Origin of the sequence: Coprococcus sp. RTP21428st1_C9_RTP21428_210409 (assembly GCF_040227395.1) — a bacterium.
Lineage (GTDB): Bacteria > Bacillota > Clostridia > Lachnospirales > Lachnospiraceae > Coprococcus > Coprococcus aceti.
The window spans coordinates 1-13,913 of sequence record NZ_JBEHVV010000008.1 but is presented as its reverse complement, the minus strand read 5'-3'; the positions used below and the strand labels follow the sequence as shown (position 1 = coordinate 13,913).

The 13,913-nt window shown below is 41.6% G+C and carries 16 protein-coding genes, 1 tRNA gene and 1 riboswitch; of the genes, 4 read left to right on the top strand and 13 right to left on the bottom strand.

Annotation, left to right across the window (positions count from 1 at the left end):
* Positions 1-5: 5 nt before the first annotated feature.
* Positions 6-719 carry an IMP cyclohydrolase gene (locus tag ABUA34_RS02910; protein ID WP_238050259.1) on the bottom strand — a complete coding sequence of 238 codons (714 nt, stop codon included), beginning with the start codon at positions 717-719 and terminating at the stop codon, positions 6-8.
* Positions 720-894: 175 nt separating this feature from the next.
* A riboswitch (ZMP/ZTP riboswitch) is annotated at positions 895-991 on the bottom strand.
* Positions 992-1,197: 206 nt separating this feature from the next.
* On the opposite strand from ABUA34_RS02910, the gene ABUA34_RS02905 reads away from it, so the two are divergent.
* Complete coding sequence (locus ABUA34_RS02905; protein WP_238050258.1) at positions 1,198-2,076, top strand: PIN domain-containing protein; 879 nt, start codon at positions 1,198-1,200, stop codon at positions 2,074-2,076.
* 95 nt (positions 2,077-2,171) lie between these two features.
* Here ABUA34_RS02905 and ABUA34_RS02900 read toward each other — a convergent pair whose 3' ends face one another.
* From ABUA34_RS02900 to ABUA34_RS02885, 4 genes are all read right to left on the bottom strand, one after another.
* Positions 2,172-2,327 carry a FeoB-associated Cys-rich membrane protein gene (locus ABUA34_RS02900; RefSeq protein ID WP_004851061.1) on the bottom strand — a complete coding sequence of 52 codons (156 nt, stop codon included), beginning with the start codon at positions 2,325-2,327 and terminating at the stop codon, positions 2,172-2,174.
* Between the two features lie 41 nt (positions 2,328-2,368).
* Positions 2,369-4,858 carry a ferrous iron transporter B gene (gene feoB, locus ABUA34_RS02895; RefSeq protein ID WP_161171796.1) on the bottom strand — a complete coding sequence of 830 codons (2,490 nt, stop codon included), beginning with the start codon at positions 4,856-4,858 and terminating at the stop codon, positions 2,369-2,371.
* Positions 4,859-4,989: 131 nt separating this feature from the next.
* The gene (locus ABUA34_RS02890) at positions 4,990-5,211 is read right to left on the bottom strand and encodes a FeoA family protein (protein WP_022216503.1); all 222 of its coding nucleotides are present in this window, start codon (positions 5,209-5,211) and stop codon (positions 4,990-4,992) included.
* A 53-nt stretch (positions 5,212-5,264) separates the two neighbouring features.
* Positions 5,265-5,474: a FeoA family protein gene (locus ABUA34_RS02885; RefSeq protein ID WP_004851067.1), complete on the bottom strand. Its 210-nt coding sequence runs from the start codon at positions 5,472-5,474 to the stop codon at positions 5,265-5,267.
* Positions 5,475-5,741: 267 nt separating this feature from the next.
* Here ABUA34_RS02885 and ABUA34_RS02880 point away from each other — a divergent pair, with 267 nt between their 5' ends.
* Positions 5,742-6,116 carry a metal-dependent transcriptional regulator gene (locus ABUA34_RS02880; RefSeq protein WP_055144499.1) on the top strand — a complete coding sequence of 125 codons (375 nt, stop codon included), beginning with the start codon at positions 5,742-5,744 and terminating at the stop codon, positions 6,114-6,116.
* 113 nt (positions 6,117-6,229) lie between these two features.
* Here the strand turns inward: ABUA34_RS02880 and ABUA34_RS02875 are convergent, their stop codons facing one another.
* The 3 genes from ABUA34_RS02875 to ABUA34_RS02865 form a co-directional block, all read right to left on the bottom strand.
* Positions 6,230-7,114: a phosphatidylserine decarboxylase gene (locus ABUA34_RS02875; protein WP_055144502.1), complete on the bottom strand. Its 885-nt coding sequence runs from the start codon at positions 7,112-7,114 to the stop codon at positions 6,230-6,232.
* An 87-nt stretch (positions 7,115-7,201) separates the two neighbouring features.
* The gene (locus ABUA34_RS02870; protein WP_055144505.1) at positions 7,202-7,894 is read right to left on the bottom strand and encodes a CDP-alcohol phosphatidyltransferase family protein; all 693 of its coding nucleotides are present in this window, start codon (positions 7,892-7,894) and stop codon (positions 7,202-7,204) included.
* A gap of 102 nt (positions 7,895-7,996) precedes the next feature.
* Positions 7,997-9,691, bottom strand: a complete 1,695-nt coding sequence (locus ABUA34_RS02865; protein WP_055273013.1) for a S8 family peptidase — start codon at positions 9,689-9,691, stop codon at positions 7,997-7,999.
* 283 nt (positions 9,692-9,974) lie between these two features.
* Between ABUA34_RS02865 and ABUA34_RS02860 the strand changes: the two genes are divergently transcribed.
* Positions 9,975-10,439 carry a sigma-E processing peptidase SpoIIGA gene (locus ABUA34_RS02860; protein WP_082419753.1) on the top strand — a complete coding sequence of 155 codons (465 nt, stop codon included), beginning with the start codon at positions 9,975-9,977 and terminating at the stop codon, positions 10,437-10,439.
* Positions 10,417-11,154, top strand: coding sequence for an RNA polymerase sporulation sigma factor SigE (gene sigE / locus ABUA34_RS02855; protein ID WP_015534897.1), 738 nt, complete (start codon positions 10,417-10,419; stop codon positions 11,152-11,154). Before ABUA34_RS02860 ends, sigE begins: the two co-directional genes overlap by 23 nt.
* A 102-nt stretch (positions 11,155-11,256) precedes the next feature.
* On the opposite strand, the gene ABUA34_RS02850 is transcribed toward sigE, so the two are convergent.
* The 5 genes from ABUA34_RS02850 to ABUA34_RS02830 form a co-directional block, all read right to left on the bottom strand.
* The gene (locus tag ABUA34_RS02850; RefSeq protein ID WP_015534896.1) at positions 11,257-11,478 is read right to left on the bottom strand and encodes a hypothetical protein; all 222 of its coding nucleotides are present in this window, start codon (positions 11,476-11,478) and stop codon (positions 11,257-11,259) included.
* A 96-nt stretch (positions 11,479-11,574) separates the two neighbouring features.
* A tRNA-Leu gene (locus ABUA34_RS02845) sits at positions 11,575-11,658 on the bottom strand.
* Between the two features lie 45 nt (positions 11,659-11,703).
* On the bottom strand, positions 11,704-12,558 hold the full coding sequence (locus tag ABUA34_RS02840; RefSeq protein WP_055144512.1) for a class B sortase: 855 nt from the start codon (positions 12,556-12,558) through the stop codon (positions 11,704-11,706).
* Positions 12,559-12,621: 63 nt separating this feature from the next.
* Entirely contained in the window at positions 12,622-13,074 is a 453-nt protein-coding gene (locus tag ABUA34_RS02835; protein WP_022216509.1) for an NUDIX hydrolase, read from the bottom strand.
* Positions 13,075-13,195: 121 nt separating this feature from the next.
* The coding region (locus ABUA34_RS02830) for a penicillin-binding transpeptidase domain-containing protein (RefSeq protein ID WP_349822810.1) at positions 13,196-13,913 on the bottom strand (718 nt) is incomplete at its 5' end.

Genomic DNA, 13,913 nt, shown 5'->3' with positions numbered 1-13,913 from the left:
TTTAATTACTTATTCTTGTTCACGATCTTTGTCTCATACTCACCTGTTGCGATGTCAATATATCTGACGAACAGTGACACCTTGTTGTCCTCATTGAGGCTGTTCCATACCTTGTCTGTGAACTCATCGATATCACCGGATATCTTAACCCACTTTGGCTCACCCTCAAAGCTTGGGAGCGGATTGCCATCGTGCATATATGTGTGAATGAAATGTCCCTCACCGGCTACAGGGTTCTCGTATGAAAATGTGTATCTGTTATTTGCAGCAGGGTTGCCGTTGTTGCTCTTAAGTATGGACATTGAATAGTCGAACACACCATTCTTTATGTGCATAACACCTGAGATTCTAGGTGTGTAGTTAGGGCCGTCAGGCTCAAACTGTCTGCTTCTGAGTGACTGCTCAAATGTGAGCTCATCGTCAAGTCCGTCATATATAGTGTCTGTCTGATCGCCATTTGTAACTATAGTCTTGTTGCCAAGAACTCTTACAGGTGCATAGATGATAAGGCTTGGATCCTCAAGCTTTGAAGGATCAAATGCCTCTGTTCTGATACCCTCACCCTCTGTCACAAATACTCTGTTACGGCTGTTTGAGCTTCTTCCCATGATGAAGTAGGCTGTAACTGCCTTCTTGCCATCCTCTGACACACCGATCACGATTCCACGTCCCGGATATGTATTTTCGCTAAGTTCCTTCTCAAGTGATAACATTTCCATTTTCTGTTGTACCTCCATGTGTTTTCTCGTACCTGTGAGCTGATGTTATTGTCTCATATTTTTATTCGCTGCTATAGTCGAAAAGTCTTGTATAAACAAATAACTTTGACTAGCTATATGCGCAAATAAATAAAGAAGCCGGCCACCTGCGCACACAAATACATGTCTTGATATATTTGCTTGCCCAGGCGGTCGGCTTGTCTTAACAGTACACTCCCTGTAGGTAATTCCTACCAGCCTTTCGGCCGTCTCCGCCAGTCGTGCACCAACATATTTTTATAATATAGTAAATCTTTTGTTATTTCAAGTACAATATACAACTTCTAAATTGATGAATCTGTACAAAATTTCCTCCATCTTACCCGTTTTTATTCAAATATAGCATGTGGCATTATCTATATGCAAATTTTGCAATTAAATTGATAATTATTATATCTTTGATGATATAATATATAAGTTCTGGCTTAACGAGGTGGATATGAAAAACATATTTTTTGTGGATAGTGAAAATGTCGGTGATTCATGGATAGAATTATTCGATTATCTAAAAGGCGAAGATATTATCCTTGTATTTTACACAGACAAATCACCCAATATGTCATACGCAAACCTGATCACATTGAAACAATCACCATTTTTCCCTGAATTTATCATGTGTGAAAATGGGACTGAGAACTCTCTGGATTTTCAACTTGTAACCTACCTTGGTTCATATACAGTAAAAAATCCAGAAGACAATCTCATAATTGTTTCAAGAGATAAAGGATTTGACAGTGTAGTTCATTTTTGGTCTGACCGTGGATATAATATATGTCGCAAAGCACCATCAATATTCTACACATTATCTAATGAACATGTGACAGAAGTATTTGACAGCTCTGACCAGTGCTCTGACAGTCATCCAATTACTGATACTTCAGAGAATACTGAGGTTACTGATGCAAATGATAATTCATCCATATCTGACCCAATACCACAGATTGAATATGATAAAGAACAAGTTGACACTTTACTTTCATGTGTAGGCAAGAGTAATCTGTCCGCTATTCACAACATACTCATATCGATATATGGGCAGACCATTGGTGGTTATATATATGGCAAAGCCAAAAACTCTTCATATGTAATACCAACAGTTAATTGGCAGAAAAAGACCAAATACAAAAAATTTCTGAATATTGTTTATCAAAATTCAGGTATAGTATTAAATGATGATTTTTATAAGAGTTTATATCCGATGAAAGCAAATTTACAAAAGATATACAAACTATATATTGAAAAGTTTGGTCAGGCTAAAGGTGCTGAATATTATAGGATCTATAAACCTTATGCAGAATTTCTTCAAACAACATTCTAGTATTTAACAAAGCAAATAAAAAGAAGCCAGAACAAAAAATGTGCGCCGTAAAATTCTTACGACGCACATTCATTTTATACTACAACTATTATTTTTTAGAGCTTGTGACTACATCCGCCGTGACAGCTCGAGCAGTCACCACCACATATGTGTTTGCCCTTTTTTCTATCCTTTACCATACCTCTGACAATGAAGAACACCATCAGAACGATTATGGCTGCCACAATGATTGTACCAAGATACTCTGACATAAGTCACCACTCCTTTTATATAATCCTTATAAACACTTATATTAAGCGTTGAGGAACTCCTTGCTTGTCTTTACCTTCTTGTTTGGATCCGGACGGAACAGCATGAAGAAGAACAGAACAACAAGTGCAATTGCTACTACTGACCATACACCGAATGTACAAGCTCCTGTGAAGAGACCTGCGATTCTGTATACAACAAGTGCTACAAGGTAAGCAAATCCACACTGATATCCGATTGCGAACCAGAACCACTTAGCACTGTTCATCTCTCTCTTGATAGCACCCATAGCTGCGAAACATGGTGCGCAGAGAAGGTTGAATACAAGGAATGAGAATCCGCTTGCTGTTGTGAATGCGCCTGCAAGTGCCTGGTAAACTGTACCATCTCCACCACCGTAGAGGATACCCATTGTACCAACGATGTTCTCCTTGGCAACAAGACCTGTGATAGATGCTACAGTTGCCTGCCAGTTGCCCCAGCCCTGTGGAACGAAGATCCATGCTATCGCATTACCGATCTTTGCAAGGATACTGTAATCGATCTGGCTCTCATCAAGCATCTGGAATGAACCATCAACAAATCCGAAGTATGTTGTGAACCATACAGCAATTGTTGAAAGTGTGATTATCGTACCAGCCTTCTTGATGAATGACCAGCCACGCTCCCACATACTTCTGAGTACAGAACCTACTGTTGGGATATGATAAGGTGGAAGCTCCATAACGAATGGTGATGGATCTCCGGCGAACATCTTTGTCTTTTTAAGTATTATACCAGAACATATAATTGCTGCAATACCAATAAAGTAAGCACTTGTTGCAACTATTGATGAACCACCGAATATAGCACCGGCGATCATAGCGATAAATGGAACCTTAGCACCACATGGTATAAATGTTGTTGTCATGACTGTCATACGACGGTCTTTCTCATTCTCAATTGTACGTGAAGCCATGATACCTGGCACACCACAACCTGTACCTACAAGGATAGGTATGAATGACTTTCCTGAGAGACCGAACTTTCTGAAGATACGGTCCATGATGAAGGCGATACGTGCCATATATCCACAGTACTCAAGGATTGCAAGTAAGATGAACAGTACGAGCATCTGAGGTACGAAACCAAGTACAGCACCAACACCGGCTACAATACCATCGATGATAAGTCCATGTAACCAATCTGCACATCCAATCTTGTCAAGTCCTGCAGAGATGAGATCTGGGATTGAAGGAACAAATACGCCATAATCAGCAGGATCAATCTCTGCCATCTGTGTCTCGTTGAAGTAATCAACTGCATCAAGATATGACATTGCGTTTGTTGTCTCTTCGTCAGCATTTGCTGGAACCTCTGAGTAGTATACATCGATATCGTATGTATCGAGTGTCTCCTCATCTTCCATCTCATACTTAACGCTTGCCTCTGTGTTTGTGTTTGCCTCGATAGCTGCCTTTGTGGCATCTACATCAACAGCATCCTCGTCATCTGTTACGAGTACGCCGTATGCATCAAGTGCTGTTGTTGCTGCATCATAGTCACCTGATGCATCTTCATAAGCTGAGCTTCCGATGCCGAAGAGATGGAAACCATCGCCGAACAGGTTATCATTTGTCCAGTCTGTGCACCATGCACCTACTGTTGACATTGCTATATAATATACGAGCCACATGATGAGAACGAATATAGGAAGTGCAAGGATACGGTTTGTTACAACACGGTCGATCTTATCTGATATTGTAAGCTTCTGTCCATTTGCAGCCTTCTTTACACACTTGTCAATGATTGATGAAATGTATGAATATCTCTCACTTGTGATAATACTCTCTGTGTCATCATCGAAGTCATCCTCAAGCTTCTTGATCTCTGCTGAGCAATCTGGAGCATTCTTCATCTGCTCTATGATCTTGCTATCCTTCTCGATGAGCTTGATCGCGAAGAATCTCTTTCTGTTCTCCTCCATGTCAAGCTTAGTGCTTACGCTCTCGATTGCAGCCTCAACAGCCTCATCAAAGTTGTGAACTCTTGCATTTGCTGTCTTGGACTTTGCTGCTGCGATAGCCTTCTCTTTAACATCGTCAATACCGGTACCCTTAAGAGCTGAGATCTCAACGACCTCACATCCAAGAGCTTCCTTCAGGTTCTTGATGCTGATGGAGTCGCCGTTCTTCTTTACAAGATCCATCATGTTAACAGCCATGACAACAGGGATTCCGAGCTCAATAAGCTGTGTTGAAAGATAAAGGTTTCTCTCTATGTTAGTACCATCGATAATGTTGATGATGGCATCAGGATATTCCTGAATAAGATAATTTCTGGCAACAACTTCCTCAAGAGTATATGGAGAAAGTGAATAGATACCAGGAAGGTCGGTTATGATAACATCCTTGTTACCCTTAAGCTTACCCTCTTTCTTCTCAACTGTAACACCTGGCCAGTTACCTACGTACTGGTTAGCGCCAGTTAAAGCATTGAATAATGTTGTTTTACCGCAGTTAGGATTTCCTGCAAGTGCAATCTTTACTGACATTGTTTACCCTCTTTCCTATTGTATTGTGCAGACGCATTTAAAGGGGCTTACGCACGGCGTCTGCGTACTTCATATTAGCCTTTTCTATCATATGTTAGCATATACTAACGTATGAACAAAAAAATAAGCTGTTACTCTACCTCTATGATCTCAGCATCAGCTTTACGTATTGATAACTCATAGCCTCTTACAGTAACCTCTACAGGATCACCGAGAGGGGCAACCTTACGAACATAAACCTGTACACCCTTTGTGATGCCCATGTCCATGATACGTCTCTTTACAGGACCCTCGCCTGCAATCTTCTTGACAGTGACAGTACTGCCAACCTTGACATCTTTTAATGTGCTCATGATCTTACTCCTTTTACATACTTTTGTCGTCAGTCAGATACATGTAATCGTACCTATACAAGTATCTTGCTGGCCATATCTTTATCAATGGCAACACGGGAATCTTTGATATTAACTATAAGATTTCCTGCATTCTCTGCCACGACAGTTACAACACTGCCTTCAACAAAGCCCAGCTTTTCAAGAAACAATCGTGTTTTCTCTCTCCCGCCAACCTTTTTGATCACATTGGCCTCTCCCGGTTTTGCAAATGTTAATGGCATAATTGCACCTCCTTAACTAGCAACTTAAACCACTGATTTTCATATCGTGGTTAGTATATACTAACATCAATTAGATGTCAATAATATTAATCATTTTGGACTAATTGAACAAAACACGGCTCTTTTATTGATAAAAAGTGCCTATTTGTCGAAATTCGTATTTCAATTATCAAATTGAATAAAAAATTCATTTATGATATATTATTTATAATTGCTACATTGATACAGATACATTTATAATGTTAAATATAAGGGGGATATATAATAATGTTGACCACGAATGAATCAGTAGAGAATTATCTTGAAACCATTCTCGTTCTCAGCCAGAAGCTTCCGGTCGTCCGAAGCGTTGATGTTGCCAACGAGACTGGCTATAAGAAATCAAGTGTAAGCGTTGCTATGAAGAATCTCAGGGAGATGTGTTATATAGAAGTAAGCGATTCAGGATACATAACTCTCACAGCAGCCGGTAAAAAAATTGCAGAGATGATATATGAGAGGCACCAGCTTCTGTCTTCATGGTTCACAAGTCTCGGCGTTGCAAAAGAGACCGCAGCCGAGGATGCCTGCAAGATCGAACACGTTATAAGCCAGGAGACTTTTGAGGCCATCAAGAGGCATGTGAATTCTACAAATGCATAACATAGAATATAAGTTCTGACACAGACAGGATAAACAACAAAACAGGAACAGCGTATAGCTCCATAGCAAGCTATACGCTGTTCCTGTTTTATATGGAATATATAATATTGCTCTTAACGTACATATCCAACCAGCTCGCCCTGTCTGACTCTGGTCTCAATATCTTTTCTAGAATTTTCAACTATTCTGTCTAAAGGAGCGACTTTGTCCTTCTGGATGAGAAGAATGATTGTTGAGCCACCAAACTCAAAATAGCCCTTTTCCTCTCCTCTTCTGACATCCGTGGAATCCACATACCTGTTAACTATACGACCAACCAGAAGTGCTCCAACCTCCATATCAATGATGGTTCCCGCATCCTGCGTCCTTATAAGACAATACTCTCTGGTATTTTCTTTGTAAATGTCGTAATATTCACTGGCTATAGGGTTAACTGTGTGATATAAGCCTTCTATACGTCTGACATCAGACTGCTTTCCAGACACGTTATATATGTATCTGTGATAATCATCGACACACAGTCTGAACAGCCACAATTTTCCACCTCTGTAGTGTCTCGCAAGCTTTTTGTCCCTGAGGAGGGATGCCACCGTGTACTCTGAATCCTTTATATTGAAAGTCTGTCGTTCTGTGTCTTCTATATCATATACCGTAAGCCTGCTGTCACATGGACTCACAAAACCTTCATCGGTCATATCTATGGTCCTTGCTCCCGGCACCAGCTTTCTCTTGAAGAAATCGTTATATGAGTCAAACTCATTCTTCTGACACACAGATATATCAATATCATTTTTCTTAATGAATGGATTGATCATGATTCTGGATAATCCAGTGTCCATGAATCTTCCCACAAGCTTTGACACCTCTGGTCTGATCAGCCATCCCAGCACCATACGACCCGCTCTGTTGCCATATAACAGGCGCAGGACTCTGTCCTGTGTCGATACACACTCATTATGTTTTGATCTTTTGTATATTGCATATTTGTTCTTTATCATATCTTATACATCATCCTTCATCGCTTCTGTATATCCGGTATAGCCAAATTACTTCTATATCTTTTATTTTCCATAGCTCCTATACACTTATAATAGAAGGGATATAAAATAAGGAATAGTTATGATATGACGTCTGACCATGTATCTTATCATAAGCCAAACTACGGCAACTGCCACAATGACAATTATCACCATAAGTTCCTTTGTGGTTGGCTTAGGGAATCTGAAATCTGTTATGAAAAGTATCATTGCAAGTATCATGATTCCATGAAGCAGAATTGGGAAAGAGGACCCAAGCAAAGGTGACGTAACGTATATTATAGGAAGCCCCACCGATATTGCGGTGATCGGCATTCCATGGAAATACTTTCTTCCATCTGGCTGCTCTATGACCTCAGCATCATCATCGTCATTGTTCTTCTTCTCCTCGAGCACGTTATAGTATGCAAGTCTTATCATTCCAGCCAGACAGTACAGTGCAAGAATAACCATTCCAAACGGCGTGTTCATTCCTGAATACCAGCACAATACAACAGGAAAAACTCCAAAACTCACCAGGTCACAGAGAGAATCTATCTGGATACCAAATCTCTTCTCATCCATAGTCCTATCCTTCTTGCTCCTTGCGACTTTTCCGTCAAATGCATCAAACAGACCGGAAAGTGCAAGACACAATATTCCTATGCTAAGGTGTCCGGTAAATGTAAAGAACATGCCTGTGATAGATGACACCAGGCTCATATATGTCAAAATAACTGTATAATTATAAAATCCTACCATATGTGAAATACCCCGTTTTTTTCTTTTATACTTGCAAAAAGCACGTATGAATCAAATTATACACAATTACTTGACATAAAACCACATCTTTTTGCAAATCTTTCATACAATTAATCCTTTGAAGCTGTTTTCCATACACACGGTCCCCCAGCCTGTATATCTGTTCGGGTAACTGCCCAGTGAACCGAGAGGCTTTGCTCCCCTTATAAGCTGAGCCTTAACCCTCTCTCCGTACATAAATGGATCGTTCCCCAGGACTATCCCCCATTCCATGATAAGTGCCGCACAGCCAGACACAAATGCCGCCGCCAGCGATGTGCCATCGGCATTTCCGTATCCATACTCACCATAGCTGACAGTCACTCCGACACCCGGAGCTGCAATATCCGGTTTTATGGCATTATCCGACGTAAAACCCCTGCCTGAAAATCCCGTTATGGATGCATTTACCTGATCATAGGCAGCCACCGTTATTATATTTGATGCCGTACCCGGGATCGTGAGGGTTCCATACACCGAAGGATTCTCAAATGCAACCTGCCCCGTCACATAACTGTCACCGGGTAGATACGCATTGAATATCCCATTTGCAATGCTCTTCGGTGCAATCCTCACATGCCATATCCCCTGCTCTATATCCCCGGTCTCAGACTGGAAAAATACATATATGAGCTGCTTGACATTGTAAGGTGAAGGTCCCTGGAATATCCCAAGCAACTCCGTGCTCCCATAATACGCCCCGGATACTATCTGTCCCTCCGTGAGATACGCCACAAGGTCGTAGGACGGCGAATAGACGAGCACATCGAAGCTGTCGATATAGTTTTTCCATATCTGCAGGCCAAAGTTTTTCACACCGGCCGCCACCGCAATGTCAATACTCGCATAGCTTACATTTCCAAGCATACCGCTGGTATGCAGTTGTCTTCCACCGTCATTTCCTGAACCCGTGACAACACACACCTTAGCCATCTGGGCCACAGAATTAACAAACAGCTCAAGTGTCGACGTACCATCATGGGCTCCAAAGTTATTTCCATATGAAAGATTTATCACTACCGGAGTTCCAGTCTCCATGCTGTATCTCACAAGTAGATCTATCCCCATCATTATACCTATCGTGTCCGGCAGCGCGCGTTCAAGCGACTGTTCAACGACAATGATCCGGGCTTTTCCCGCCACTCCTATATTGCTCCCGGCGGCCACAGATGCAACCTCCGTGCCGTGCTGCTCTCCCATGACACCGGGCAGCCGCCTGTCCTCATACATTTGCCCGATCTCACTTTGATCATATATCCGTCCAAGGCCATAGCGGTTTGGGTAAGTCCTTTCATAATCTGTATTCTGGTTCCAATACATGACTATCCTGGAGCCGGCGTCATCTGCAAATTCCCGGTTGAGGATATTCACGCCGCTATCTATAATTCCGATACATACGCCTTCGCCTGTGAGCCCATACTTCGACATGAAATTTTCCGTTATGCAGGATATGTATCTGTCATAGGCGACACCCGCACCATAACTGTAATATTGAGCTTTATCGATATAAAGTACCCTCGGCTCCTCCTGAAGCCTTTTTATATTGTAGGAATACACGTTCACTATGGCATATCCCCCGAGCAGATAAACGCAGCTATTCAGAATATCTCCCTCAAGATCATCTATGTCACCGGAATGTCTGATTATCAGCATCCACGAATCATCGGATGCGTTATATCCAAGATAAAGACTGCTGTACGGCATGTAACCATCCGCATCCATGGCAAGTTTAAGTTCAGGGCTTATTTTGTCATCCATACATATACATTTCTCATTTTTTATCATTATATTGCACAAAATATCGCTCTATGTCGCAAATTGTTTGCTTATTTCGCACTTTTTAGGATGTTTTAGCACTTTTCCACATTATCCACAGATTTATACACATTTTTCAAATATATAGTCGTATATTGAAAAACTTAACCACATTTCCATCAACATATTAAAAATTCAATCGAAATATCGATGCTTCATTTATTGTAATACGACCATTTTCTTACCGGCCCACATATATAATTCCAATTGCACTACATGAAAAGAAGTGAATTATTTGAACTTTCTGACAAATGTATTACTAGGCAGACATTCAAGGATCACCAATGCTATCGGTTACCTGGACACAGGTAACACGCTAAGATGCAATCTCACAGGACGCAACGTCGCCGTGACTACATACGCCGTAGCCATCGAACTGGCTCCACCGCAACTGACTCCACTGCTCGATGACTACATCAAAAAACCGTCTTCCATATATGAATATGATTACCGTGATGACATTCCGGCCGGAATACACATAATTCCCTACAATACGATATGCTCCGGAAATCAGCTTATGCTCGCCATGGACATTGACTACATGTTCATCGACAGCTCATACATGGAACACAGACCACTGATCGGTATCAGCCCAAATACATTTAATATACTTCACACAGACAAATGTATTCTTTTAAGCAAATATTATATGAAAAGAGGCAAAAGACATGTTAAACACAATAAGGGGTAACGACTTCAAATTTACTGTTGCCAGCAATATTTCACTGCGCTCCCTGAAAAGCGGCAAAGATATATATTATATTGGAGGAACCGAGGTACTTCCCGCCCCGCTGGAGCCCCACGAGGAGGCCGTGGTCATAAACGAACTCACAAACAACCAGTCGGATTCCGCAAAGAAAATGCTGATAGAGCGAAATCTGCGACTTGTCGTATACATTGCTAAAAAATTTGACAACACGGGTGTCGGAATTGAGGATCTGATATCCATAGGCACGATCGGTCTCATCAAGGCCATAAACACCTTCAAAAATGACAAAAACATAAAGCTTGCCACCTACGCATCAAGATGTATTGAAAATGAGATACTCATGTTTCTCCGTCGCAACAGCAAGCTCAGAACAGAGGTGTCCATCGATGAACCGCTGAATGTTGACTGGGACGGCAACGAACTGCTTCTGTCCGACATTCTGGGAACGGATGAGGACGTAGTCTACCGTGATCTGGAGACAGAGGTAGACTACAATCTCCTCGACAATGCCATATCAAAGCTCTGTGAAAAGGAACGTACCATCATAGAACTGCGGTATGGAATAAACACCATAGGTGGGGTAGAAAAGACTCAGAAGGAGGTGGCTGATCTCCTGGGAATATCCCAGTCCTACATATCCAGGCTGGAAAAAAGAATAATCAAGAAGCTTCGCAGAGAGATAATGAAGCAATACTGATACACACAGACAAATATGACCGGGAAGCTACATACATCCGTTGTTCTGCAGTCTCCCGGTCATAATCTTTCAGTGACGATATTATGTCATTATGACATACTGTCAGTGATGATATCCCGCCATACGTCTCTTGTAATCATCCACTTTATCCCTCAGTTTGGTGTAGTCCTTTTCCTTGAGCTGCCCCTCCTCATTAAGCTTCGTAACCAGCTCATCAAGTTCCTTCAAGGCTTTATGCGCCAGATCCTTGTAGTTGTTCGCCAGATTCATATCCAACTCATTCACAGCCGAATTCACCTGCTGTTTTACCTTTCTACTCATCATAATATATCACCGCCCATTCATTTCAAGATCTTATTCCCACGTATACCAAAAGAGCCTGAAACCCTTGATTCTACTCAGGTTTCAGGCTCAATATAATGCCGGCTGCGGGACTTGAACCCGCACGATGTTGCCACCAACAGATTTTGAGTCTGCCTCGTCTGCCAATTCCGACAAGCCGGCGCTTGCGACATTTGTTATATTAACACATGCCCCATTTAGTGTCAACTACTTATCATCCCCTGTTATCCTTCGCGCAACCACGACAAATCTGCCATCCTCAGTGTGTGAAGCGCATGTTGAAAGTGTGATGAGTTCATCACCGTACTCAGCCGTAACACCGCTGTCATATGCTGTGTTTGACTTGACAAAATCAATATATTCATCAAATTCCGCCTTATCCGCAGCGTTAAAGAACTCATAATAATGATAGTGCTCCGTGTCATCGTCAGGATATATCTCCGATCGGAATGCACCGATAACCTCGTATGTTCCGGTCTCATACAACGTGTCAAACTTGATATTCTTATGCTTCTTATAAAAGCTCTCGTCCTCATACTGAAGCAGCTCTCTGAACATTATTCCCGACTTCATGTTATGTCCGTATATGAGAACATTGTCCGTTCTGTCATCAAACGGCCTGCAGTTCATATCTATGAACGGTGTACCCGGATCACTCCAGTTCTTATCGAAGTCCAGATGCAGATAATAATCGTTGTCATCGGGAGTGTACATGACCGGATAATCTATGGTCGTGCCATCGATCGTGAGCCATCCTGCAATATCACTGTTCTTCTCGTATAACTTCTCGAACTTCTTGAGTATCTTCTTCTCGCCATTGTCCTTACTTTTATCCGAGACCTCCACCGTAACCTTTTCGGTATCATCCCCATCGGTATCGAGCATTCCTTTAAGATCATTGAAGTTATTCTGCGCATTCTTCGCAATATAATAATACCTTCCAAGATACGCACCGCTCCCAACTGCTATAAGTAAAAAAACGACCAACAGTATGTCCAGAACTATATCCTTTGCTGTTCTCTTTTTCTTTTGTTTTGATCTGTCTGCATTCTTTCTGTTCATGTCTTACCCTCAAAAGAAAACTAAAAAGGCTTCTGTACCTGCATACAGAAGTCCTTTTGTTGATTAATAATACTTCTTGTTTCCCCACAGATTCTTTTTCTTAAGATCAACATACTCTGAATATGCCTGTTCAAGTATCTGCTTCTCGTTAGGAAATTTCAGAAGGTGGTAGGCTTCATGGTATTTGTAGTAACCGGAATCCACGAAATACTCTTCTCTCTGTGGCTTGCTGTAATAGCTGTCAGACATCATGAGATACCAATGAACATCCTTATTTACCACATCAAATGCCGTGTTAAAAGTGTAATTGCTCTTTCCCACGTATTTGATTATAGATGCGCTTACACCTGTCTCCTCTTTCACTTCTCGCAAGGCGGTCTCATCGTGCTCCTCGCCCTTTTCAACAGTTCCCTTGGGGAGAACCCATCCTTCGTATTTGTTCTTGTAGTTCTTATACAACAACAATACTTTTCCTCTGAAGATTACCACCCCTCCACAGCTTGTTGCTTCTATCACTGCAATTCCTCCTGTTTCTTCCGGGTGTGTAATTAAAACTTGAAGTCAGTATATCATATGTCAAATTATTTTTAAAGTAAATATGATCACGTATTAATGGCATACGCATCATTTTGTGCAATTATTTCACATAATTATAGTATGCGTCAAAGAGCTGTCTGGCAATATACTTTGCTGAAGCTCCAGTTGAGCTTGCATTCTCAACTATGACACATACGACTATATCCGGATCATCAACATTTGAGAATCCAACAAACCACGAATGTGAATCCATGTTGTCGTTGAACTCCGCAGTACCTGTCTTTCCGGCTATGGTATATGAGCAATCTGCAAATGCATCCGATGCCGTACCATATGATGTTACGCCAAGCATCAGATCCTTCAGAAGTCTTGCGTCAGATGCAGATATGATCTTACCGTAGGTGTTCGGCTTGAATGTCTTTACAAGATTGCCATCGCATGTCTCTATCCTGTCGATGAGATATGGGGACATCATGACTCCTCCGTTTGCTATGGTGCTCATGATCATGGCACTATGCAGAGGTGTTATAAGTGTGTCGCCCTGTCCTATGGCTGTCTGAGGTATCTCCGAATCATCTGAGGTTGCATTTAACTCGAATACTGATTTTCTGTAATATCCGTCATAAGGAAGATCCTTGTTAAACAGGAACTTCTCACACAGATCCTTGTACGACTGCTTGTTGAGCTTCATTCCTATATTGGCAAATGAAGTGTTACAAGATTTCGCCAGTGAGTCCGCCAGATCCACAGTTCCATGAACCGCATAATCTGAGCAGTGTATCTGTACTCCGTCAAATATATCCTCGCCCTCGCACTCA

Bases quoted from the DNA above. Each gene is read 5' to 3' on its own strand.
- ABUA34_RS02910 (WP_238050259.1), bottom strand. From the start codon at position 719: ATGGAAATGTTATCACTTGAGAAGGAACTTAGCGAAAATACATATCCG.
- ABUA34_RS02905 (WP_238050258.1), top strand. From the start codon at position 1,198: ATGAAAAACATATTTTTTGTGGATAGTGAAAATGTCGGTGATTCATGG.
- ABUA34_RS02900 (WP_004851061.1), bottom strand. From the start codon at position 2,327: ATGTCAGAGTATCTTGGTACAATCATTGTGGCAGCCATAATCGTTCTG.
- feoB (WP_161171796.1), bottom strand. From the start codon at position 4,858: ATGTCAGTAAAGATTGCACTTGCAGGAAATCCTAACTGCGGTAAAACA.
- ABUA34_RS02890 (WP_022216503.1), bottom strand. From the start codon at position 5,211: ATGAGCACATTAAAAGATGTCAAGGTTGGCAGTACTGTCACTGTCAAG.
- ABUA34_RS02885 (WP_004851067.1), bottom strand. From the start codon at position 5,474: ATGCCATTAACATTTGCAAAACCGGGAGAGGCCAATGTGATCAAAAAG.
- ABUA34_RS02880 (WP_055144499.1), top strand. From the start codon at position 5,742: ATGTTGACCACGAATGAATCAGTAGAGAATTATCTTGAAACCATTCTC.
- ABUA34_RS02875 (WP_055144502.1), bottom strand. From the start codon at position 7,114: ATGATAAAGAACAAATATGCAATATACAAAAGATCAAAACATAATGAG.
- ABUA34_RS02870 (WP_055144505.1), bottom strand. From the start codon at position 7,894: ATGGTAGGATTTTATAATTATACAGTTATTTTGACATATATGAGCCTG.
- ABUA34_RS02865 (WP_055273013.1), bottom strand. From the start codon at position 9,691: ATGGATGACAAAATAAGCCCTGAACTTAAACTTGCCATGGATGCGGAT.
- sigE (WP_015534897.1), top strand. From the start codon at position 10,417: ATGTTAAACACAATAAGGGGTAACGACTTCAAATTTACTGTTGCCAGC.
- ABUA34_RS02850 (WP_015534896.1), bottom strand. From the start codon at position 11,478: ATGATGAGTAGAAAGGTAAAACAGCAGGTGAATTCGGCTGTGAATGAG.
- ABUA34_RS02840 (WP_055144512.1), bottom strand. From the start codon at position 12,558: ATGAACAGAAAGAATGCAGACAGATCAAAACAAAAGAAAAAGAGAACA.